The 22876-nt window shown below is 60.3% G+C and carries 19 protein-coding genes; 9 read left to right on the plus strand and 10 right to left on the minus strand.

Annotated features, from left to right (window positions below; all coding sequences use genetic code 11):
• Positions 1-42 precede the first annotated feature (42 nt).
• A complete protein-coding gene (locus BLS87_RS27145) occupies positions 43-717 on the minus strand; it encodes a methionine ABC transporter permease (RefSeq protein ID WP_062386400.1) in 675 nt (224 codons plus the stop codon).
• Positions 717-1724, minus strand: coding sequence for a methionine ABC transporter ATP-binding protein (locus BLS87_RS27150; protein ID WP_074757541.1), 1008 nt, complete (start codon positions 1722-1724; stop codon positions 717-719). Before BLS87_RS27150 ends, BLS87_RS27145 begins: the two co-directional genes overlap by 1 nt.
• Before the next feature lie 404 nt (positions 1725-2128).
• Here BLS87_RS27150 and katE point away from each other — a divergent pair, with 404 nt between their 5' ends.
• Positions 2129-4288, plus strand: coding sequence for a catalase HPII (gene katE / locus BLS87_RS27155; RefSeq protein WP_074757542.1), 2160 nt, complete (start codon positions 2129-2131; stop codon positions 4286-4288).
• 192 nt (positions 4289-4480) lie between these two features.
• Here the strand turns inward: katE and BLS87_RS27160 are convergent, their stop codons facing one another.
• From BLS87_RS27160 to BLS87_RS27175, 4 genes are all read right to left on the minus strand, one after another.
• Positions 4481-5194 carry a PA5502 family lipoprotein gene (locus BLS87_RS27160; RefSeq protein WP_074757544.1) on the minus strand — a complete coding sequence of 238 codons (714 nt, stop codon included), beginning with the start codon at positions 5192-5194 and terminating at the stop codon, positions 4481-4483.
• A 157-nt stretch (positions 5195-5351) separates the two neighbouring features.
• Entirely contained in the window at positions 5352-6134 is a 783-nt protein-coding gene (gene znuB, locus BLS87_RS27165; protein WP_074757546.1) for a zinc ABC transporter permease subunit ZnuB, read from the minus strand.
• Positions 6127-6951 carry a zinc ABC transporter ATP-binding protein ZnuC gene (gene znuC, locus BLS87_RS27170; RefSeq protein ID WP_074757548.1) on the minus strand — a complete coding sequence of 275 codons (825 nt, stop codon included), beginning with the start codon at positions 6949-6951 and terminating at the stop codon, positions 6127-6129. Before znuC ends, znuB begins: the two co-directional genes overlap by 8 nt.
• On the minus strand, positions 6951-7433 hold the full coding sequence (locus BLS87_RS27175; RefSeq protein ID WP_074757550.1) for a Fur family transcriptional regulator: 483 nt from the start codon (positions 7431-7433) through the stop codon (positions 6951-6953). The genes znuC and BLS87_RS27175 overlap by 1 nt, the downstream gene beginning before the upstream one ends.
• A gap of 66 nt (positions 7434-7499) precedes the next feature.
• Here BLS87_RS27175 and BLS87_RS27180 point away from each other — a divergent pair, with 66 nt between their 5' ends.
• Positions 7500-8426, plus strand: coding sequence for a zinc ABC transporter substrate-binding protein (locus tag BLS87_RS27180; RefSeq protein WP_208605206.1), 927 nt, complete (start codon positions 7500-7502; stop codon positions 8424-8426).
• Between the two features lie 239 nt (positions 8427-8665).
• Here BLS87_RS27180 and BLS87_RS27185 read toward each other — a convergent pair whose 3' ends face one another.
• Both BLS87_RS27185 and BLS87_RS27190 read right to left on the minus strand, forming a co-directional pair.
• Positions 8666-9616, minus strand: coding sequence for a homoserine kinase (locus BLS87_RS27185; RefSeq protein WP_074757554.1), 951 nt, complete (start codon positions 9614-9616; stop codon positions 8666-8668).
• A gap of 34 nt (positions 9617-9650) precedes the next feature.
• On the minus strand, positions 9651-9938 hold the full coding sequence (locus BLS87_RS27190) for a DUF2782 domain-containing protein (protein ID WP_074757556.1): 288 nt from the start codon (positions 9936-9938) through the stop codon (positions 9651-9653).
• 74 nt (positions 9939-10012) lie between these two features.
• Here BLS87_RS27190 and polA point away from each other — a divergent pair, with 74 nt between their 5' ends.
• On the plus strand, positions 10013-12778 hold the full coding sequence (gene polA / locus BLS87_RS27195; RefSeq protein ID WP_074757558.1) for a DNA polymerase I: 2766 nt from the start codon (positions 10013-10015) through the stop codon (positions 12776-12778).
• Between the two features lie 268 nt (positions 12779-13046).
• On the opposite strand, the gene yihA is transcribed toward polA, so the two are convergent.
• Positions 13047-13682 carry a ribosome biogenesis GTP-binding protein YihA/YsxC gene (gene yihA, locus BLS87_RS27200; RefSeq protein ID WP_062386430.1) on the minus strand — a complete coding sequence of 212 codons (636 nt, stop codon included), beginning with the start codon at positions 13680-13682 and terminating at the stop codon, positions 13047-13049.
• A gap of 174 nt (positions 13683-13856) precedes the next feature.
• On the opposite strand from yihA, the gene BLS87_RS27205 reads away from it, so the two are divergent.
• From BLS87_RS27205 to BLS87_RS27230, 6 genes are all read left to right on the plus strand, one after another.
• The gene (locus tag BLS87_RS27205) at positions 13857-14474 is read left to right on the plus strand and encodes a c-type cytochrome (protein ID WP_074757560.1); all 618 of its coding nucleotides are present in this window, start codon (positions 13857-13859) and stop codon (positions 14472-14474) included.
• 202 nt (positions 14475-14676) lie between these two features.
• Positions 14677-15318, plus strand: coding sequence for a thiol:disulfide interchange protein DsbA/DsbL (locus tag BLS87_RS27210; RefSeq protein ID WP_074757562.1), 642 nt, complete (start codon positions 14677-14679; stop codon positions 15316-15318).
• A 9-nt stretch (positions 15319-15327) separates the two neighbouring features.
• Positions 15328-16206: an endonuclease/exonuclease/phosphatase family protein gene (locus tag BLS87_RS27215; RefSeq protein WP_074757564.1), complete on the plus strand. Its 879-nt coding sequence runs from the start codon at positions 15328-15330 to the stop codon at positions 16204-16206.
• Positions 16203-18434 (plus strand): diguanylate cyclase, encoded by a 2232-nt coding sequence (locus BLS87_RS27220; protein WP_074757566.1) that lies wholly within the window; start codon positions 16203-16205, stop codon positions 18432-18434. The genes BLS87_RS27215 and BLS87_RS27220 overlap by 4 nt, the downstream gene beginning before the upstream one ends.
• Positions 18435-18536: 102 nt before the next feature.
• Positions 18537-19313 carry an N-acetylmuramoyl-L-alanine amidase gene (locus BLS87_RS27225; protein ID WP_074757568.1) on the plus strand — a complete coding sequence of 259 codons (777 nt, stop codon included), beginning with the start codon at positions 18537-18539 and terminating at the stop codon, positions 19311-19313.
• Between the two features lie 82 nt (positions 19314-19395).
• The gene (locus BLS87_RS27230) at positions 19396-21018 is read left to right on the plus strand and encodes an EAL domain-containing protein (protein ID WP_074757570.1); all 1623 of its coding nucleotides are present in this window, start codon (positions 19396-19398) and stop codon (positions 21016-21018) included.
• A gap of 60 nt (positions 21019-21078) precedes the next feature.
• Here BLS87_RS27230 and BLS87_RS27235 read toward each other — a convergent pair whose 3' ends face one another.
• Positions 21079-22866: a KinB sensor domain-containing domain gene (locus BLS87_RS27235; RefSeq protein WP_074757572.1), complete on the minus strand. Its 1788-nt coding sequence runs from the start codon at positions 22864-22866 to the stop codon at positions 21079-21081.
• Positions 22867-22876: the final 10 nt, after the last annotated feature.

A 22876-nucleotide genomic window follows, 5' to 3' on the forward strand; every position in this document is an offset into this window, starting at 1 on the left:
CGGTGTGGCGCGCATTTGCCGATCTACGACCGGCGAATTCAATTAACGGTGCGAAAAATGCGCGACCAGTCTGTCGCCCACGGTTTGCAGGATCTGCACCAGCACCAGCAGCAATACGACCGTTACGAACATCACATCGTTCTGGAAGCGCTGGTATCCGTAACGAATCGCCAGATCGCCCAGACCGCCAGCACCCACGGCGCCCGCCATCGCGGTGAAGGACACCAGTGCAATCGCCGTCACCGTGATCGCCGCGAGAATGCCCGGACGGGCTTCAGGCAGCAGCGCCTTGACGATGATCTGACGGGTTGTGGCGCCCATCGCCTGAATCGCTTCGATAATGCCGCGATCCACTTCCCGCAATGCTGTTTCGACCAGACGCGCGAAGAACGGCGTGGCGCCTGCGATCAGCGGCGGCAGCGTGCCGAGAATCCCCAGCGAGGTGCCGGTGATGATTTCGGTCAGCGGCATCATCACGATCAACAGGATGATGAACGGCAAAGCCCGCAGCATGTTCACGATCAGGCCGACGGTGGCATAGACCGGCTTGTTCTCGAGCAACTGACGCGGCGAGGTGAGGAACATCAGCACGCCGAGCGGCAGGCCCAGCAGCACGGTGAAGGCCAGTGACACGCCAAGCATGATCAGGGTATCGCCAGTGGCAACCCAGATTTCGTACCAGTCGACGTTGGAAAACAGATTGATCAGGGTGTCCATCAGCGCAGGATCTCCATGTGGACGTCAGCCGCGGTGAAGCGGGCGAACGCAGCGTCCATGTCGCCGCCCGTGATGGCCAGCGTCAGTTGCCCGTAAGGAGTGTCCTTGATGCGGTCGATGCGGCCGGCCAGGATGCTGTAGTCCACGCCGGTTTCCCGCGCGACCGTCCCCAGCAGCGGCGCATAGGTCGCTTCGCCCTGGAAGGTCAGGCGCACGATACGGCCCTGAACATGAGCGAAGTCGGTGTTCTGTTCGTTCTCGTCGACCTGTTCGTCTTCCTGGACGAAGCGTCGGGTCGTCGGATGCTTGGGGTGCAGAAACACGTCGGCCACGGGGCCTTGCTCGACGATCACCCCGGCGTCCATCACCGCCACCTGATCACAGACGCGACGGATCACGTCCATCTCGTGAGTGATCAGCACGATGGTGAGCTTCAACTCCCGGTTGATCTCGGCCAGCAATTGCAGGACCGACGCCGTGGTTTGTGGGTCGAGGGCGCTGGTGGCCTCGTCGCACAGCAGGATCTTCGGCTTGGTCGCCAGCGCGCGAGCGATGCCGACGCGCTGTTTCTGGCCGCCGGACAATTGCGCGGGGTACTTTTTGGCGTGGTCGGACAGCCCGACGCGGGCCAGCAGTTCGGCCACTCGCTGATCGATCTGGGCGCGGGACATGTCCCCGGCCAGGGTCAGCGGCATGGCGACGTTATCGGCGACAGTCTTGGACGACAGCAGGTTGAAGTGCTGGAAAATCATCCCGACCTGTCGGCGAAAGCCACGCAGGCCATCGGCATCCAGGGCGGTGACATCGACGTCATCGACCAGAATCTTGCCGCCGCTTGGCGCTTCCAGGCGGTTGATCAGGCGCAACAGGGTGCTTTTACCCGCACCGGAATGGCCGATCAGGCCAAACACCTGGCCGTCTTCGACCCGCAAGCTGGTCGGGTGCAGCGCGGGGATTTCCCTGTCGGCGACCCGATAGGTTTTATGGACGTTTTGAAACTCGATCACTTAGCGAACCTTGTGGGGGCGCGGTAGAAAAAACAGGGTGTGAGGAAAGCTCGAACACACTGCTGGGCGATGCCATTTCGGCCGTTTATCGCCTCGGCTGGATAAACCGGGCGCGCATTTTAGCCTGTCGGGCCAAGGTTGGGCCCAGAATTCTTAGCATTTATTTAGCGGATCACCTGCCGAATGGTCATAACGCCATTTTCGGTTGGCCTGCCCTTGGCTGAAGCAACGTTAGACCAAAGGTCAGAAAAAACACGGAACGGCCATTTTTTCCCTCAGTCACTTAATAAGCGTCGCGATTTCCCGTGTCTTCTGTCCGGGAAATCCTTGCTTAACGAGCTTATTTCGCCTTTCGCCTATGGAAGAACGAGAAAGAGCCGCCTGAACCGAGGAGTTTTAGACTGATGGCTACGAAGAAACCAGCACCTGTAAGTCCGACATCCAAGAGTGACCTGGCCGGCACCGATACGTTGGATCGAGGCAACACGAACGAGAAGCTCGAGAGTCTTGAGCAGTTCCGTTCAGACGCGACCGGTCAGGCCCTGCGCACCAACCAAGGCGTGAAAGTCTCCGACAACCAGAACACGTTAAAGGTCGGTAACCGCGGCCCGTCGCTGCTCGAAGACTTCATCATGCGCGAGAAAATCACGCATTTTGACCATGAGCGCATTCCGGAGCGCATCGTTCACGCACGTGGCACCGCCGCCCATGGTTACTTTCAGAGCTACGAGAACCATTCAGCGCTGAGCAAAGCCGAATTCCTGCGTGATCCGGGGAAGAAAACCCCGGTATTCGTGCGCTTCTCCACAGTGCAGGGCCCACGCGGTTCCGGCGACACGGTGCGTGACGTGCGCGGATTTGCGGTCAAATTTTACACAGGCGAAGGCAATTACGACCTGGTCGGCAACAACATGCCCGTGTTCTTCATTCAGGACGCGATCAAGTTTCCAGACTTCGTGCACGCCGTGAAACCCGAGCCGCATAACGAGATCCCCACCGGCGGCTCGGCCCACGACACCTTCTGGGATTTCGTCTCGCTGGTCCCTGAATCCGCGCACATGGTGCTTTGGACGATGTCGGACCGGGCGATTCCGAAAAACCTGCGCAGCATGCAGGGCTTCGGCATTCACACCTTCCGCATGATCAACACCGAGGGTAAATCCTCGTTTGTGAAATTCCACTGGAAACCCAAGTACGGCACCTGCTCGCTGCTCTGGGACGAAGCCCAGAAACTTGCGGGTAAGGACACGGACTTCCACCGTCGTGACCTGTGGGAGTCCATCGAGTCAGGTGACTATCCAGAGTGGGAACTGGGCGTGCAGATCGTCGCTGAAGAAGACGAGCACACGTTCGACTTCGACCTGCTCGACCCGACCAAGATCATTCCCGAGGAAATGGTGCCAGTGACGCCGTTGGGCAAAATGGTGCTCAACCGCAACCCCGACAACTATTTTGCCGAAACCGAGCAGGTCGCTTTCTGCCCGGGCCACGTGGTTCCAGGCATCGACTTCTCCAACGACCCGCTGCTGCAGGGCCGTCTGTTTTCCTACACCGATACGCAGATCAGCCGTCTTGGTGGCCCGAACTTCCACGAGATCCCGATCAACCGCCCGGTATCGCCAAACCACAGCGGTCAGCGCGACGCTCAGCATCGCATGACCATCGACAAGGGCCGTGCGTCCTACGAGCCAAACTCCATTGACGGTGGCTGGCCGAAAGAAACACCGGCCGGTCCGCAAGATGGCGGCTTCGAGACGTATCAGGAGCGCGTTGAAGCGCACAAGGTGCGTGAGCGCAGTCCGTCGTTTGGCGATCACTTCTCCCAAGCCACCCTGTTCTTCAATAGCATGAGCGAGCACGAGAAAGAGCACATCATCGCGGCGTACAGCTTCGAGCTTGGCAAAGTCGAGCGCGAGCACATTCGCGCCCGTCAGGTGAATGAGATTCTGGCGAACATCGACATGACCCTGGCCAAGCGGGTCGCCGAAAACCTCGGGTTGCCTGCACCAAAAGGTCCGACCGTCAAACCTCAGAAGACTGGCAAACCGACGGTGGATCAGTCGCCATTGCTGAGTCAGGCCAACCTGCTGCCGGGCGATATTGCCTCACGCAAAGTGGCGATTCTGGTTGCTGACGGCGTGGACGAGAAAGCCGTTGCCGCCATGAAGGCGGCGCTGGAAGCCGAGTCGGCTCATGCCAAGGTGCTTGGGCCAACCTCGGCGCCGGTGAAGACAGCGGGCGGCGGTACATTGGCCGTCGATGCCTCGGCGGAAGGCCTGCCGTCCATCGCGTTCGATGCGGTGTTCATCCCAGGTGGCGCGGCTTCCGTGAAAGCCTTGAGCGGTAACGGCGTGGCGCTGCATTACGTGTTGGAAGCTTACAAGCACCTCAAGGCGATCGCTTATGCCGCAGATGCCAAACAGCTGATCGACACGCTGCACCTGGACCCGGATGCGGGATTGTTGGCGGTCTCGGACAGCAAATCGTTAGGTGCCTTCTTCGATGCAATGAAGCAGCATCGAGTTTGGGCGCGGGAGCCGAAGGCCAAGGCGATTCCGGCCTAAGGTCAATCGCGGTGGGCTCATTCACCGCGAAACTGTAGGAGCCGGCTTGCTGGCGAACGCGACCGGTCTGTGACTCATCAGGTGACGGACCCGCCGCTTTCGCCGGCAAGCCGGCTCCTACAAAGCGTTTACGCATCCAAATAAAAAGGCGTTGCCCGTGAGGGCAACGCCTTTCTTTTGATCAGAATCTGATCAGAGCTTTGCGGGTTTCAGGATGATCTGCGCAGGCTCGGTTTTCTCGATCTCACGCTGCATCTGCAACTCGAAGTCCGGGTTGATCTTCGTGACGCGCTTGGTCAGCAACGTTGCCAGCCAAGGGTAGTCATCCGTGCGGGGCACCTGAACGGTCACTTCGCAATTGAACGCAGCGATATCGGCGGCGATGTCGTTCAGTTGGCGACGCAATTGCCTTGAATCGGCAATGTTCAACTTGATCGTCGTGCTTTCCACGGTCGGGTCGATGACCTTGGCAGTGCGCCTGGCCTCAGCCGCGCGCAAATCGGCTTCAGCCTTGTCGAGTTCGGCCTTGCGAGCATTGGCGATCGCGCCATTCACGCCGCTGGTTAACGCAGGCGCTTTGGGCATGAGTGCGCGCGCACGGCTCAGGGCGGTGGCGGCGGCGTTGACGTCTCCTTTTTGAAGCACAATCTGACTGCGGCTCAAATACGCCTCGGCCAGTTGACGTTGGTACTGCTCCAGGCGCGGGTCGTCAGGGTTCTTGCTCTGCAAAGCGGCCAATTGATCTTCAGCGGTGGCCAATTCGCTGCTGGCAATATTCTGATCCAGTTGCTGATACGCATCGGGCGCCGCGACAGGCGCGGGCTCTTCGACGGGCTTGCTTTGGCAGGCGACCAACAAGGTGGAAAATGCAGCAAGCAGCAGATAACGGGATGCGAACGGCTTCATTCCTGCGATTCTCTATTTGCGCAAAAAACGAGCAAGTCTACACATAAGTGCCTTGCACCGAAAATAACTGATCACCATCGGCGGCGCTGTACCGAATCATTGCATATTGCCGCCATTCAATTATTGCGGAGTATGACTGTTCTTCCAGTCCAAGGTTCTACCGCTTGGGTAAAAGGAAGCTCAGCAAAAACAGCGCGGCGGCGCAGACCACGATGGACGGGCCTGCCGGGGTGTCCTTGAACCAGGACAGCGCGAGCCCGCCACAGACTGCAAGCACACCAATGATGCTCGCGCCCAACGCCATTTGCTCGGGCGAGCGGGCGTGACGTTGTGCCGCAGCCGCCGGAATGATCAGCAAGGATGTGATCAGCAGTACGCCAACGATTTTCATCGCCACCGCGATGACCACGGCGATCAGCAACATCAGTGTCATGCGCAGGGCCGCGACCGGCAGCCCTTCGACCGTCGCCAGTTCTTCGTGGACCGTGATGGCCAGCAGCGGCCGCCACAGCGCACAGATCAGCACCAGCACCGCCGCGCTGCCGCCCAGGATCCACGAAAGATCAGTCGGGCTGATCGCCAGCAGGTCGCCGAACAGATAGCCCATCAGGTCGATGCGCACTTCGCGCATGAAGCTCAGTACGACGAGCCCCAGTGAAAGCGTGCTGGGCGCGAGAATCCCCAGCAGCGTGTCCGAGGCGAGTGGCTGACGTTGTTGAAGGGTCACCAGCAGAATCGCGAGCAGTAGGCAGCCCACCGTCACCGCGATGGTCGGGCTGATGTCCAGCAAAAAGCCCAGCGCCACGCCCAGCAAGGCGGCGTGGGACAAGGTGTCGCCGAAATACGCCATACGACGCCAGACCACGAACGAGCCTAACGGGCCTGCGACGATCGCCAGAGCAAGTCCTGCGAGCAAGGCATAGAGCAGAAAATCAGCCATGCTTGCAGCTGTCTCCGTGGTCATGGTTGTGAGGGGGCGTGTGTGCTGGCGCAGGATCATGACGGTGATCGTGCGCAACCGCGGGTTGGCACACTTCACCGTGCAGGTCGTGCGCATGGTCGTGGTGGTGGTGATAGATCGCCAGGCTCGGCGCGTGCTGACCGAACAGCTCGACGAACGCCGGGTCGTTGCTCACGTGTTCCGGGTGGCCGGAGCAGCAGACGTGACGGTTCAGGCAGACCACTTGGTCGGTGGTGCTCATCACCAGATGCAAATCGTGGGACACCATCAGCACACCGCACTGATGACGGTTACGCAATTGGGTGATCAGCGCATACAGTTCGGCCTGGCCTGCAACGTCGACGCCCTGCACGGGCTCATCGAGCACCAGCAACTCAGGCTGTCGCAGCAGTGCACGGGCCAGCAGAACCCGTTGCATTTCCCCGCCTGAAATACCCTGCAACGGACTGTCGATGACTTTTTCGGCGCCGACTTCGGTCAAGGCCGCGAGCGCGGTGTCCCGGTCGACACCCGGCACCAGGCGCAGGAATCGCAGGACGGACAACGGCAGCGTGGCGTCTATATGGAGCTTTTGCGGCATGTAGCCGATGCGCAGTCTGGGTTTGCGCCAGACATCGCCTGAATCAGGCTTGAGCAATCCGAGCACGGCGCGCACCAGCGTCGTCTTGCCCGCGCCGTTAGGGCCGATCAGGGTGACGATCTCGCCGGGACTGACGCTCAGCTGGATGTTCTCCAGCACGCTCTGGCCGGCACGAGTGACGCTGACGTCCTTCAGGCGGATCAGTGCGTCGCTCATCAGGCGGCCTTGCAGCCAGCACACACACCGACCACTTCAACGGTCTGGCCTTCCACGTCAAAGCCGACTTCATTGGCCGCGTTGACGATGGCTGCACTGATAGCCCCGTGCTGCAGTTCGATGGCTGCGTGACATTCGCGGCAGATCAGGAACTGGCCTTGATGCGCGTGGGTCGGGTGGTTGCAGCCCGCGAACGCGTTCAGCGAGGCAATGCGGTGCACCAGACCGTTTTCCAGCAGGAAATCCAGCGCACGGTACACGGTGGGCGGCGCGGCACGACGACCGTCTTCTTCGCTCAAGACCGCGAGGATGTCGTAAGCCCCCAGTGGCTTATGGCTTTGCCAGACCAGCTCCAGCACACGACGACGCAGAGCGGTCAGCCGCAGGCCTTTACCGGCACACAAGGTATCGGCTTCAGTAAGGGCGCTGTGCACGCAATGAGAGTGATCGTGGGGGCGACTGGCCAGTGGTGTTTTAGACATGGGCGGCGACGGCTTTTGAGAGAGACGTTATTATGTTACCCGTTCCTGCCCCCATGAGTGGTCACCGTGTCCCGACTTTTTTTACTTTTTGTCGTATTCATCACCGGATTTCTTTCCATTGCTCCCGCCCAGGCCGAGGTTCGAGTGCTCACCAGCATCAAGCCGCTACAGCTGATTGCTGCGGCGGTGCAGGACGGAATCGCGGTGCCGGAAGTCCTGCTGCCGCCGGGCGCATCGCCGCATAACTACGCGCTGCGTCCGTCCGACGTACGGCGCGTCCAGGACGTCGACCTTCTGTACTGGATCGGCCCTGACATGGAAACGTTCCTGCCTCGCGTGCTGGCGGGACGAACCAAGGCGTCTGTGCCGGTGCAGTCGTTGCCGGGCATGCATTTGCGCCACTTCACCGCGAGCAGTGATCACCATGACGACGACGGTGATGCTGACGAACATGATCACGACCATCGTCCGGGCAGCGTTGACGCACATCTGTGGCTGTCCTCGGTCAACGCGCGGGTGATCGCGGCGAAAATGGCTGCCGATCTGAGTCAGGCCGACCCGGCCAACGCGGCGCGCTACGAGAGTAACGTCAAGGCATTCGATGCACGCATGGATGCAGTGGACGCGAAGATCAAACAGCGCGTGGCGGGCATCACCGACAAGCCGTATTTCGTGTTTCACGAAGCCTTCGATTATTTCGAAGAGGCTTACGGGCTCAAGCACGCGGGTGTGTTTGCGGTCAGCAGCGAAGTGCAGCCGGGTGCGCAGCACGTCGCCGCCATGCGCACGCGACTGGCAACCTTCGGCAAGACCTGCGTGTTCAGCGAGCCGCCGCTGCGCCCGCGCCTGGCCGAAACCCTGAGTGCGGGGTTGCCGGTGAAACTGGCTGAGCTGGATGGGCTTGGCGGATACACGCCTGCCACGGCCCAGGGGTATGAGCAGTTGTTGAGCAAGCTGGCTGATGATCTGGCGGGGTGCCTGGAGAGTTTGTAGCGTCTGGGAAAATGTTATCGCGGGCAAGCGCGCTCCTACAATTGAAGCGCGCTCTTCTGTGGGAGCGCGCTTGGTCTGGGCGGCATTCCGACGAATGCGGTGGGTCAGCAACTTCAACGGTGACTGGCACACCGCATCGCTGCCCTCGTAACCTCGGACGTCTCCTACAGGGATCGGGTTGATGCACGGACACCTGTTCGGCCCCAGCCCTGTGGGAGTGAGCTTGCTCGCGAATGCATTTACAACGCGAACGGCAATGGAATATGCGTTTCCTGGCGCTGTTCCAGGCGTTTGCGGAATTCCGACGGGTCGTGGATCAACACGTCCTGTCCGGCAAAGCTTTGCGCTGCAATCAGGCGCGACAACCAGAACCGTACGCAACCGACGCGCAACATCGTTGACCACAGCTCAGCTTCCGCCGCCGTAAACGGACGCAATGCCGCGTAGGCGCCCAGCAAGGCGCGAGCACGCGGCGCATCGATCTTGCCGTCCTCGAACGAGCACCAGTCATTCACGGCGATCGCGACGTCATACAGCATCGGTGCGGAGCAGGCGTTGTAAAAGTCGATTACGCCCGTCAGGTGAGTCCCTTCAAACAGCGTGTTGTCGCGGAACAGATCGGCGTGCACGTTGGCGCGCGGCAGGGCCATGATCTTGTCTTTCTGACGCTCGATTTCTTCGACGGAGCGCTTCAGCAGAGCGCCTTCCGTTTCGCCGAGGTGCGAAATGAAGTTAGTGCCTTCCTTCAGCATCCAGTCCAGACCGCGATCGGTCTTGCGCTCGATGGGCTTTTCACGGGTCGCCAGGTGCATGTGCGCCATCAGCTCGCCGATCTGCGCGCAGTGCTGAGTGTTCGGTTCGGTCGGGTGTTTGCCCGACAGGCGCGGTTGCAGCAGCGCGGGCTTGCCTTTGAGCTCGCGCAACGCCTGCCCGTCGGTGGTACGCAGGGCGTAGGGGACCGGCAGGTTCGCGTCGTGCAGCACGTCCAGCAGTTCGATGAAGAATGGCATTTCCTGCACGGGGCCGCGCTCGACCAGCGTCAGGACGAACTCGCCCTTTTCCATGCTGATGAAGAAGTTGGTGTTTTCACTTCCGGCTGCGATGCCTTGGAAATCACGCAGGTGGCCGAGCCCGTACGGGGCGAGAAAAGCTTCCAGCTCGGGCCGAGCCAGGGGAGTAAAAACGGACATATGAACACTGCCAGCAAAAGGTGAATGTAAGGCGTTACCAGCTGAATAGTACCCACTGGGGGATCAGCATGTCCGGTTGATCCGAACGAATGAATTGACCGCTGGTGCCATCGGCGCGCACCAGATAGTACGGTTTGCCGTATTTCGGCGTGATTTTTACCGCATAAACGAAGCCGTTTGCCTTGTATTCCTGCACGAAATTGTCACCTTCCTTGCGGATCGTGACGTCAGGTTCAGCCGACGGGGCTTCGTCTTCGGCTGCCGCCGCGATCAGCGGGGCAACCAACAGAGCGAGCAGTAACAAGCGATTTTGTGTACGCATGATAACCTTGCTCCTTTGTCGTCAACGGTCCTCGCATTCTAGCGCCGACCCCGCCGAAAAGGTTGATCCTGCACATGAGTCTCGCGCCCCTCGTCCTGGTGGACGGTTCTTCTTATCTGTACCGCGCCTTCCACGCGCTGCCGCCACTCACCACGTCCAAGGGCCTGCCTACCGGTGCGGTCAAGGGCGTGTTGAACATGCTCAAGAGCCTGCGCAAACAGTATCCGGAAAGTCCCTTCGCCGTGGTGTTCGACGCCAAAGGCGGGACCTTCCGCGATGAAATGTTTGCCGAGTACAAGGCCAATCGTCCGAGCATGCCTGACGACATGCGCGTGCAGATCGACTTTTTGCATAACTGCGTCAAAGGCCTGGGTTATCCGTTGCTGTGTGTCGAAGGCGTGGAAGCCGACGACGTGATCGGCACCCTGGCGCGCAGCAGTGCTGCCGCCGATCGTCCGGTGGTCATCTCCACCGGCGACAAGGACATGGCGCAGCTGGTCGACGGGCACATCACTCTGGTCAACACCATGACCGGTAGCGTGCTGGACGTGGCGGGCGTGAAAGAGAAATTTGGCGTCGGCCCCGAGCACATCATCGACTATCTCGCGTTGATGGGCGACAAAGTCGACAACATTCCCGGCGTTCCCGGCGTGGGTGAAAAGACCGCCGCTGGCCTGCTGGTGGGTATCAACGGTGGCCTCAAAGAGCTCTACGAGAACCTCGACAAGGTCCCGAGCCTGGCGATTCGTGGCGCAAAATCGCTGCCCGCCAAGCTCGAAGAGCACAAGGAGATGGCATTCCTTTCCTACCAGCTGGCGACCATCAAGATCGACGTGCCGCTGGACATCGAACTGGATGCGCTGCACTGCGGCGAGCCAGACCGCGAAGCCTTGCTGGCGCTGTACACCGAGCTTGAGTTCAAGAGCTGGGTCAACGACCTGCAGCGTGAAGCCAAACAGGAAGGGACCGAGATTGCGCCTGCCGAAGAGGCTGCGCCGGTTATCGAGGCCAAATATGAGCTGATTCTGGAGCAGACTCAGTTTGACGACTGGCTGAAGAAACTCCAGGCCGCCAACCTGTTCGCCTTCGTTGTGCAGAGCAACGGTACCGATGCGCAACGCGCTCAAATCGTCGGCCTGTCGTTCGCGATCAAGACCCACGAAGCCTGCTATATCCCGTTGACCCACTCCTACATGGGCGTGCCGCAGCAACTGGACCGCGATGCGGTACTCAATGCCGTCAAGCCCATGCTGGAGGACGCGAGCAAGATCAAAGTCGGCCAGCACGCCAAGTTCGCCATCAACCTGCTGGCGAACTGCGCCATCGGAGGCGACCAGAGCCAGGGCATCAATGTTCAGGGTGTGAAGTTCGACACCATGCTCGAATCCTATGTGCTCGACTCAACGGCCACTCGGCATGACCGCGACAGTCTGGTCGCCAAGTACCTGGACCACACGCCGGTGAATTTCCAGGACATCGCGGGCAAGGGCGCCAAGCAACTCTCCTTCGACCAGATCGCGCTGGAGCAGGCAGGCATCTACGCCGCCGAGGAAGTCGACCTGACCTTGCGCCTGCATGAAGTCCTGCAAGCAAAACTGGACAAGATCCCGACGCTGGCGCCGGTGTTGAACGAGATCGAAATGCCGCTGATGCCGGTCCTGGCACGCATCGAGCGCCAGGGAGCGCTGGTCGATGCCAAGTTGCTGGGCATCCAGAGTGTCGAGCTGGGCAACAAGATGACCGAGCTTGAGCGTGAGGCGTTCGCCATTGCGGGCGAGGAATTCAACCTCGGTTCGCCCAAGCAACTGGGCGTGATCCTGTATGAAAAGCTCGGCATGCCGATTATCAGCAAAACTGCCACCGGACAGCCTTCCACGGCAGAAGCGGTGCTGGCGGAACTCGCCGAACAAGAGTTTCCGCTGCCCAAGGTGCTGATGCAGTACCGCTCGATGAGCAAACTGAAAAGCACTTACACCGACCGACTGCCCGAGCAGATCAACCCCCGCACCGGGCGGATCCACACGTCCTATCACCAAGCCGTGGCCGTGACCGGACGCTTGTCGTCCAGCGACCCCAACCTGCAGAACATTCCAATCCGCACTGCCGAAGGCCGTCGGATTCGCCAGGCGTTCGTGGCGCCGCAAGGGTACAAGCTGCTGGCGGCGGACTATTCGCAGATCGAATTGCGGATCATGGCGCATCTGGCCAAGGACGAAGGGCTGCTCCACGCCTTCCGCAACGACCTGGATGTGCACCGTGCGACGGCGGCCGAGGTGTTTGGCGTCGAATTGCCAGAGGTGACGAACGACATGCGTCGAAGTGCCAAGGCGATCAACTTCGGTCTGATCTACGGCATGAGCGCATTTGGTCTGGCCAAGCAGATCGGTGTCGACCGCAAACAGTCGCAAGCGTATGTAGACCGGTACTTTGCGCGGTATCCCGGTGTGCTCGAGTACATGGAGCGCACCCGCACTCAGGCGGCCGAGCAGGGTTTCGTCGAAACGATTTTCGGGCGTCGTCTCTACCTGCCGGACATCAATGCGAAGAACCAGGCGCTGCGCAAAGGGGCTGAGCGCATGGCGATCAACGCGCCGATGCAAGGCACGGCGGCGGACATCATCAAGCGTGCCATGGTCGCGGTGAATGGCTGGCTGGACACGTCAGGTCTTGATGCCAGGGTGATTCTGCAGGTCCACGACGAACTGGTGCTGGAAGTGCGCGAGGATCTGGTCGAGCAGATCAGCAAGGACATCCGCGTCCACATGAGCGGCGCAGCCGATCTTGACGTGCCGCTGCTGGTGGAAGTGGGCGTGGGGAGCAACTGGGACGAGGCGCACTAAGCGCTTTGTTGCCTTTCCCGCAGGAGCGCGTTCCTGCGGGCCGCGCCCGGAATCACGGTCCGGGCTGGACTGCCAACATTAAATTTCCGCAGATTTTGAACTTCCGCGGACAAAACCCGGTCAGAGTTTGCGAGTGGTTGACGTAACCACTCATGCTCCTATGTTGTGTTAAGTGTTGGCAGATATCCGGACCTCTCCCTAGTGGTCTGGACTTAGACCCCGAACTTCCCCTCCCCATATGAAGTCCGGGGTTTTTTTTGCCTGCGATTTACGCCGCAGGCGCCTTGTCTTCCAGTTCCATCCAGTCGGCCAGCACGGTGTACGCTTCTTCCAGGCCCATGCGCTTGGGTGCCGAGAACAGCTGGATGGTGACCGCGTCGCCCCAGCCCTTGCGAATTTCCGATTGCACCTTGAGCAGCGTGTTCTTGGCCGCGCCGAAGGTCAGTTTGTCCGCCTTGGTCAGCAGGATGTGCATGGGCATGCCGCTGGCGATGGCCCAGTCGAGCATCAACAGGTCGAAGTCGGTCATCGGGTGACGGATGTCCATCATCAGGATCAGACCTTTCAGACTCTCGCGGCTGCCCAGGTAAGCCTCGAGGTGACGCTGCCAGTGTTGCTTGAGCGGAATGGGTACTTTTGCATAACCGTAGCCGGGCAGGTCGACCAGACGCCGATCATCGTCCAGACTGAAGAAGTTCAGCAGCTGCGTGCGACCCGGCGTTTTCGAGGTGCGTGCCAGGCTGGCGTGGGTCAGGGTGTTCAGCGCGCTGGATTTGCCGGCGTTGGAGCGGCCGGCAAAGGCCACTTCAAAACCTTCGTCGTCCGGGCATTGGTCGACTTTGGCGGCGCTGAGCATGAACTTGGCTTGTTGGCACAAACCGAGGATCGGGTTCTTGAGTTGCATGGGATATCCGGTGAGGGCGTTGCGGCAAGGGTGCGGCAACGGGGTGTCGTTTCCGTTTGATGGGCGCAAGTATATAATGCCGCAGATTTTGTGTGTGCTTTGTGCGTCAGCAGGATGAAGTTCGCGCAAGTCGGACTAACCTTACTCCAACAATAAAATGTACTGGATTAGCCGATGAACAAATTACTGTTGAGTCTGCTGTTGATCTTGGGCATCTCAAGCACCACCCAGGCCGCTGATGCGGTAAAGGGCGATCCTGCCGCGGGCCAGGCTAAAACCGCTGTCTGTGGCGCCTGCCATGGCCCGGATGGTAACAGCATGGCCCCCAACTTCCCTAAACTCGCCGGACAAGGTCCGCGCTATCTGCTCAAGCAGTTGCACGAAATCAAGGACGGCAAGCGTGTCGTGCTGGAAATGACGGGTCTGCTCAACAACCTCAATGAGCAGGACCTGGCGGACATCGCCGCCTACTTCGCCAGCCAGAAAGGCAGCGTCGGTGCAGCCGATCCTAACCTGGTGGCGCGAGGCGAAGCACTGTTCCGTGGCGGCAAGCTGGATCAAGGCATGCCGGCGTGTACGGGATGCCACTCGCCCAACGGAGCGGGCAACGCTGCTGCCGGTTTTCCACACCTGGGTGGGCAGCATGCCGACTACGTCAAGAAGCAGCTGACCGCGTTCCGCGAAGGCGAACGCACCAACGACGGCGACACCATGGTCATGCGCTCCATCGCCTCCAAGCTGAGCAACAAGGATATCGACGCGTTGTCGGCCTACATACAGGGTCTGCATTAAGCCTCGATTAAGGCTGCAGGCCCCGTCGCAGGCGGATTGACGATCAGAAATGTTTGCACATGTTTCATGTGCAGGCGGGCCAAAAAGGATAGCGAACGGCTGCCCTTTTTTATGCGCGCAGGCGTTACACTTGCGAACTCACATCACCCCGTCCGGTCCAACAGCCGCTGTCGAGGTGACTTTTCATGCCCAGGAGTTAAGCATGCGTAATCTGATTCTCAGCGCCGCTCTGGTATTCACCAGCCTGTTCGGTCTGACCGCTCAAGCTGCAGAGCCGATCGAAGCCGGCAAGCAATATGTCGAGCTGAGCAGCGCCGTCCCTGTTTCCGAGCCAGGCAAGATCGAAGTCGTCGAAATGTTCTGGTACGGCTGCCCTCACTGCTACGCGTTCGAACCCGTGATCAATCCATGGATTGAAAAACTCCCGGCCGACGTCCACTTCATCCGCGTGCCTGCCATGTTCGGCGGCCCATGGGATGCCCACGGCCAGCTGTTCATCACGCTGGACACCATGGGTGTCGAGAAGAAAGTCCACACTGCCGTGTTCGACGCCATCCAGAAAGGCGGCAAGCGCCTGACCGATCCGAACGACATGGCCGAGTTCGTCGCCACTCAAGGCGTCGACAAGACCAAGTTCCTGGAAACCTTCAACTCGTTCGCCGTGAAGGGCAAGATCGCCCAGTACAAAGAATTAGCCAAGAAGTATGAAATCACGGGCGTCCCGACCATGATCGTCAACGGCAAGTACCGTTTCGATCTGGGCACTGCCGGTGGTCCTGAGCAAGCGCTGCAAGTGGCCGATCAGCTGATCGCCAAAGAGCGCGCAACGCTCACCGCCAAGTAAGCGCCGGCGATGACGCGCTGGGGTACTGAACGCACTGTTGCCCGGCACACCCCCAAGGTCAACGAGCGACATGTGCAGGAATCCGGATTGCCAGCCGATGGCCGGCTCCGGTTGCTCAGCTTCAACATTCAGGTGGGCATCAGTACCGAGCGTTACCGGCATTACCTGACCCGTGGCTGGCAGCACTTGCTGCCCCACAACGGTCGGGCCGGAAATCTGCAGAAGATCGGCAACCTGCTTAACGACTACGATCTGGTCGCCTTGCAAGAAGCCGATGGCGGCAGCATGCGTTCAGGCTACGTCAATCAGGTCGAACACCTCGCCCAGCTCGGTTCTTTTCCGTACTGGCATCAGCAGCTCAACCGTAACCTGGGACGTTTTGCCCAGCACAGCAATGGTGTGCTGAGCCGGTTGCGACCCTGGGATATCGAAGATCATCCGCTGCCAGGCCCAGCCGGGCGTGGCGCGATTCTGGTTCGCTTCGGTGAAGGCGAAGACGCTCTGGTCGTCGTCGTGATGCATCTGGCATTGGGTGCGCGCACCCGTACCCGGCAGCTCGCGTATATCCGCGAGCTGATCGGCGGCTACAAGCATCAGGTCCTGATGGGCGACATGAACACCCACGCGGCCGATTTGCTGGAAACCTCTCCCTTGCGTGATCTTGGCCTGCTCGCGCCACAGATCGAAGCCACCTTTCCCAGCTGGCGCCCGCAGCGCTGCCTGGACCACATTCTTCTGAGTCCGACCCTGACGCTTGAGAAAGTCCAGGTGCTGGCTCAGCCCATTTCCGATCATCTGCCCGTCGCGGTGGAGATTCGCTTGCCGGCCTCATTAATTGGCGACTCGCTGCCGATAACAAGCACATCTCCTCGCGGACCCTCGGAATGAGCGACGAAGCCCAACGCTGGAAAGAAAAGTACCTCAAGAGCATCGAGCAGCAAGACAAGCTGGAAAAGCGTTGGAACGCTCGTCTCGACCTGCTCCGGCGTGGCCTTGTGCGCAGCAGCCTGGCGGCCGAAGGCGCTGACAAGGCGGTCGATCAGTGCATGAAGGAGATGCGCGAGATCGTTCGCAAGGACGACATGGACGCCGGTCTGGCAGCCTTGATCCCGCGTCTCGAAAAAGCCGTGCTGGACTCCGAACAACGCCGCGAAAAGCGCGTGGAGCAAATGGGCACAGCGTTGACCTCGCTGGTCGCACAGCTGCAATCGCTGCCATTGCCCCGAGAAGTCGCCAAACCGCTCAAGCGCTTCGCCAAGAATCTTGAAGACCGCGTCAATCAGGCCCGTGAACTGCCGCTGCTGCTCAGCGAACTGGGCGGGCTGCAAAGTCAGGCCCTGGCTCAGCTTGAGCACCCGGAAGAAGCCGCTCGCCCCGGTTTTCTCCAGCGTCTGTTTGGTGGTCGGGATGCGCACGAAGAGGGAGAGGCGACTCCGTCTGCCCACCCTCACGTCGAAGCACTGAAGCCTGCGCCAGCCAGTGCTCATCAGCCTGATCTTGAGGAAGACGACGAAAGCGCGGCACCGGCGCGCGGCACGCCTCAGGCCGCTCAGTGGACGAACGAGGCACCCGCGCAATCAGAGGCGGCGGTAACGACTGGAAAGCCTGCTCCTGCCGCGATGGCTCCAGCAAAGACAGGTGCGCCGGTTGCTGCTGTGGCCGATACGCCGGCGGTGCCCGACGCCGTGGTGCCTGCTGTCGAGCCGGAGCGTGAGCCCGAGCCGCGAGAGACAGCCGCGCCAGCTGCTGAACCGGCGTCTGTCGCGCCGCCAGCGTCTGAACCCTCGGTGGTCGAAACTCAAGCGACGCCCGCAGAGCCCAGCGCTGAGTCAGCGCCAATCGAAGCTGCGCCTGACATCGCGCCTGCTGAGTCAGACGCTGCTGAGGTGAGCGACGGGCCAACGCCGGACAGCGAAGAACATGCCATCGCGCAGGCTGAAGCCGCGTCCAGCGAAGATCAGGAGGCCGCAGCGCAGGCTGACGAAGAGACGGACGGTGAAGACAAGCCCGGCGCCGAGGGCGATGTTGAAGAAGACGGACCCTATGCGCTGCCCTCTTCGCCCGAGCCGAGTTATAGCTCGGTCGCTGCGCACATTGAAGAAACCCTGCTGGGTTTACTCAACGATCTGACGTTGCCCGAACATCACCGCCCTCAAGCCGAGGCCATGCGCTCCCGGCTCGAACATGGATTGAACTGGTACGAGTTGTTGCCGATCCTCGACGATCTTGCCGTCTTGATGCTGGCGATCACCGACAGCGGTCAGCATGAGTTCGAGCTCTATCTCAAACAGCTCAATGAGCGGCTGGAGTCGTTCCAGAGCAACCTGCAGGCCGCCAGCGAGGACCACGCGGGGCAGCAGTCTGCTTCGCGAGAGCTGAACGATCAATTACGAGAGCACGTGGGCGGCCTGCAAACCAGCGTGCAGGAAGCAGCCGATCTCGACAGCCTGAAGAATGTGCTGGAGAGCCGTCTGGAAGGCCTGATCGGCACCATGGACGAGCATCAGAAACAACGTGATCAACGAGAGCAGGAGGTCGCAACGCGTCTGCAATCGTTGGCCAGCCGCGTGGCAACCATGGAGCAGGAGGCGCAGGGGTTCCGCGCGCACCTTGAAGAGCAGCGGCAGAAGGCCCTGATCGATACCCTCACAGGTTTGCCTAACCGTGCGGCCTGGAACGAGCGGCTGGATCATGAGGTTGACCAGCTACAGAAGCACCGCTCCAGTCTGCTGCTGGGGATTCTCGACCTGGACCATTTCAAGCGTATCAACGACGGCTACGGTCATCTGGCGGGCGACAAGGTCTTGAAGATCATTGCCACGCAGTTGCAAAAGCGCGTGAGGCCGTCAGACTTCATTGCGCGTTTCGGCGGTGAGGAGTTTGTGTTCCTGCTCCCTCACACCCAAATGGCCGAGGGTCTGGCGTTGCTCGAACGGTTACGCGTGACCATTGAGGCCTGTCCCTTTCACTTCAAAGGCGAGCCGGTGACCATCACGGTGTCCATGGGCATCACGACGTTCAAACCGGGCGAGCGCAGCGATCTGGTGCTTAAACGCGCGGATCAGGCGTTATACCGAGCCAAAGCCGAAGGGCGTAATCGCATCGAGCAAGGATAAGGGCATCGCCGTTGCCGGTGATGCGCGGCAGCAGCCATTTTTGAGCGAGGCGCGGGCATTACGTTACACTGTTGCATTACTTGCCTATGTGTTCTGCCCTTTATGAAGTCATTTTCAGCGTTTTTCCTTCTGTTGTTGCTGACCGCTTGCACCAGCGGTCCGAAGCTCGACACCAGCCACCCCTCCGCCAATTTCGACAGCCGCACGCAGTTTGTCGTGGTGCATTACACGTCGGCCTCGCTTGAGCGTTCGCTCGCATTGTTGACCCACGGTGAGGTCAGCGCGCACTACCTGATCGGCGACGGCCCGGCCACGGTCTACAAGCTCGTGGATGAAAGTCAGCGCGCCTGGCATGCAGGTGAAAGCGAATGGGACGGCCGAACCTGGCTGAACTCCAGTAGCATCGGCATCGAAATCGTCAATCCGGGCTATCGCGACACGCCAACGGGGCGGCTCTGGTATCCGTACAGCGAAGCGCAGATTCAGTCTCTGATCGCGCTGCTCAAAGACATCGTCAAACGCAACAAGATCGAACCCCGGCATGTCATCGGGCACAGCGATATTGCGCCCATGCGCAAACTGGACCCGGGACCGTTGTTTCCATGGAAGCGGTTGGCGCAGGAAGGGTTGGGGATCTGGCCAGACGAACAGCAGGTTGCGCAGCGTCAGTCGCAGATGATGGGCGTGGTGCCCAGCGCGACATGGTTCCAGCAGCAACTCGCGCTCTTGGGCTATGCGACGCCGCAAACTGGGGAATGGGACATTGCGAGTCGCCACGTCTTGGCGGCTTTCCAGATGCATTACCGTCCGCAGAAATTCGACGGCGAACCTGATCTGCAAAGTGCAGCTATTCTTCAGGTGCTCAACCTCAGGCACTAAATTACCCGCGCTGTCGGTTTTTACCGGGCTATTTCCGCGCTTGTTGCTATACCTCATTGGTATCCATCTGGAAAACCGGCCGATGTTCACGGCTTCACCGCAACTGCGCTCAGTTCTTTATCGCCCTTCACTCCTGGCACTGCTGGCGGCGTTGTTGAGCGCTGTCGTGTTGCTGGCGGCCAGTTTCGGCCTGGCGATGCATCAGGCTCGGCAGGAAGAAAGCGCGCAGATGAACGCTCAGGGCGAGCGTTTTCTGGTGCGTCTTGAGCAGTTGTTCGGGCAACTACGCGCAGGTCTGGACCAGCTCGAAGCACAGCCGCTACGCGGTTGTGGCCCGGCGATGATCGAGCAATTGCGACAGGTCAACTCGCGATTTCGCTTCATCTATGAAGTCGCCTACGTGGATGACACGCAGATCTGCTCCAGTTGGTGGACCCGGCAGAGCATGATGGGCAAACCACGTGCGCCGGACATTCGTGGGCCCACGTATGACTACTGGCTCAACACATCGACTCAACCTGATGACAACCTCGCTTCGTTGATGCTGGGACGCGGGGATTTCCGTGTATCGACCTCGCGGGGGCACCTGACAGACGTGGTGGATCTACCACCTGGCGGAAGTCTGTTAGTGGTGCTGGACCAAGGCGCGAAGGCTGTGCCTGTATTGGGTGCACCTCAAACCTGGCCACCCACACCCGATTGGACCCCGACTTCTGTTGAAACGCTGATCACCACGCAGGACAAGTTGGTTTACCGGATGCCGACACAGAGCCCGGAATACCAGTTGGTGCTGATTACACCGCGTAACGGTCTGCAGCAGAAAATTACCGGCGCCTGGTGGCTGTTAGTGCCTGCGAGCGTGCTGGTGTCGTTGTGCATCGGGATTCTGGTGCTGCAACTGGTCCGGCAGCGACAGTCTTTGGGGGGCGAGTTGCACGGTGCGCTGCGTCGCGGTGAGCTGAAGGTTCTGTATCAACCCATTTTCGACCTCAATACCCGGCTGTGCGTGGGCGCTGAGGCCTTGGTGCGCTGGCGACGACCCGACGGCACGCTTACCAGCCCTGACCTTTTTATTCCACTGGCCGAGAACACCGGGCAAATCCGGCAGATCACTGACTTTGTGCTGCAGCAGTTGCTGGAGCAGCTCGGTCACCTGTTGCGGGCGAATCCGCATCTTTACGTGTCGGTCAACCTCGCGGCCTGCGATGTGATGGCGCCTCGCATCGGTCGAGTGACGGCCAAGCTCCTGGCGCTGCATCGAGTGGCGCCCCGGCAGATTGCCTTTGAGGTGACCGAGCGCGGTCTGGTTGACGTGGTGGTGGCGCGCAATCACCTGCAGGCACTGCGTGATCGTGGCCATCAGGTGTTGATCGACGATTTTGGCACGGGTTATTGCAGCCTCGCCTATTTGCAGACCTTGCCAGTGGACTGCCTGAAGATCGACAAGGCGTTCATTGATGCGTTGGGTCACGACGCTGCCAGCAGCGGTGTCGCGCCGCATATCATCCGCATGGCGCACGCGCTGCAGTTGAGGGTGATCGCTGAAGGGATCGAGTTCGAGTCTCAAGCCTTGCTGCTCAAGAGTGAAGGCGTGATCTATGGTCAGGGCTGGCTGTTCGCCCGGCCGTTGAGCGCGAACAAGTTTACCGAGTTGGTGACGGGTGGACGGCGCAGCGCAGGGCGACGTACGGATGATGTGGCGTGACGGGGTCGGGCGACCCAAAGGGCTGGGTTCTCCTTAAGAGGTGAGCCTACAGGCCTACACCTACAGAGGCAGCGCCATGTAGAACTGCGTGCCCTGCCCCGGTCGTGAATACACACCCATGCGGCCCCCGTGCAACTGCACGATCTCCTTGCACAGTGCCAGTCCCAGGCCTGCCCCGCCTTTCTTGCGCCCGACTTGAACGAAGGGCTCGAAAATCCGCGCCTGCTGCTCGTAGGCAATCCCCTCGCCGTTGTCTTCGACGCTGATGATCAGGCGTTCGCCGTGCCGACGCGCTTGCAGGCGGATGAGCCCGGATTGAGAGGTGTGGCGCAGTGCGTTATCCAGCAGGTTGTCCAGCACGCGCTCAAGGTGCGCTTTGTCGGCTTGCAGGCGCGGTAAGGGTTCCTGCATTTCCAGCAGCACCATCACGTCCTGTTCCCGTGCCGATTCGGCAAATCGCTCACGGGTTTCATGAAGAAGCTCGGTGACGTCACACGGTGCGAGGGTGAGTTTCTGCAACCCATTCTGATAGCGAGAGAAGTTCAGCAGGTCGTTGATCAGCTGCATCAAACGCTGCATTTCTTCGTTAACCGTCTTGAGCAGGTCGGTTTCCCGGGACTCGGGCGGGAAGTGCACCCGTTCCTGCAACAACCCGAAGGCCATGTGCATGCCGGTGACCGGCGTGCGCAACTCGTGAGACGCGCGCAGGACGAACTCACTGCGCACGCGCTCGAACGCTCGCTGCTCGGTGACGTCGTGCAGCACCATCACGGCCCCCAGTACGTGGCCTTGAGTGTGGCTGACGGGGGTCAGGCTGTAAGTCAGGAGTCGGGCTTCGCCGTCGATCTCAATGGACAGGTCGTCCGGCGCCCGCTCAAGCGTCCCTCCGCGCAGAACCAGATACAGCTGTTCATCCAGTTCAGGCCGTTGCAGCGCTTCGCCCAACCCTTGACCGAGCTTGCTTTCTTCCCAGCCGAGCTGGCGCTGAGCCACGGGGTTGAGGTGCTCGAGTCGACCCTGACGATCAATCATCAGCAAGCCATCGTCGATGCTGTCGAGGACCGCCTGTAAGCGCTGCTGGCCGGCCAGCAGTTCGTCGACGTTGGTGACCTGATGCTGGCGCAAGGCCTCGGCCATGATGCCGAAACGCCGGGTCAGCTGGTTCATTTCCGCAGCCGAGGAAATGGGCAATGTCACCTCGAAGTTGCCCTGACCGATTTTGTCAGCGGCCTTGGCCAGCGCCTCGATGGGCGCACCAAACCGGCGTGCAATGCCGTGCGCGGTGACAAACCCGATGGCCAGCACCGCCAGGCCCACCAGTCCGAGGAGCGCCGCGACCCACAATGCCCGGCTACGCGAAGCACTTTCCGCCTGACTAATGTTTTCCAAGGCCTGACGGTGTGCATTCAGCAGACCGTTGCGCAGCGTGTTGAAAGCGCTGGTCACGTTCTTGTCGTCGATCAGCGGGTTGGTGGAGTCGTTAGCGCCCTGGATGGTGCTGAGGAACTGCTGGTAATCCAGTCGCGCTTTTTCGAAGCCGCTGTCCGTGTGGGTCTGCTGGTCGTGGTCGATGCCCTGCTTAAGCAATTCCTGAAACTGCGCCTGATTCTGCGCCAGCGCTGCTCGATCGGGCGTCTCCCTGAGCAGCATCACCAGCTGGTCGCCCAGGTTCTGCCTGAGCTTGAGGCCGATATCGAGCGTGATGAAGTTGTGCCGAATCAGCGACTCCTGGGATTTGGCCATCTGCATGACGCTGACCAGACCCAGCAATAACCCCAATAGAGCGACGGTCATCAGCGCCGAAATGCTGAGGAACAGACGCGTGCGCAACTTCATCCCGAACTTCATCGATGCCCCA

This window comes from Pseudomonas abietaniphila, assembly GCF_900100795.1.
GTDB lineage: Bacteria > Pseudomonadota > Gammaproteobacteria > Pseudomonadales > Pseudomonadaceae > Aquipseudomonas > Aquipseudomonas abietaniphila.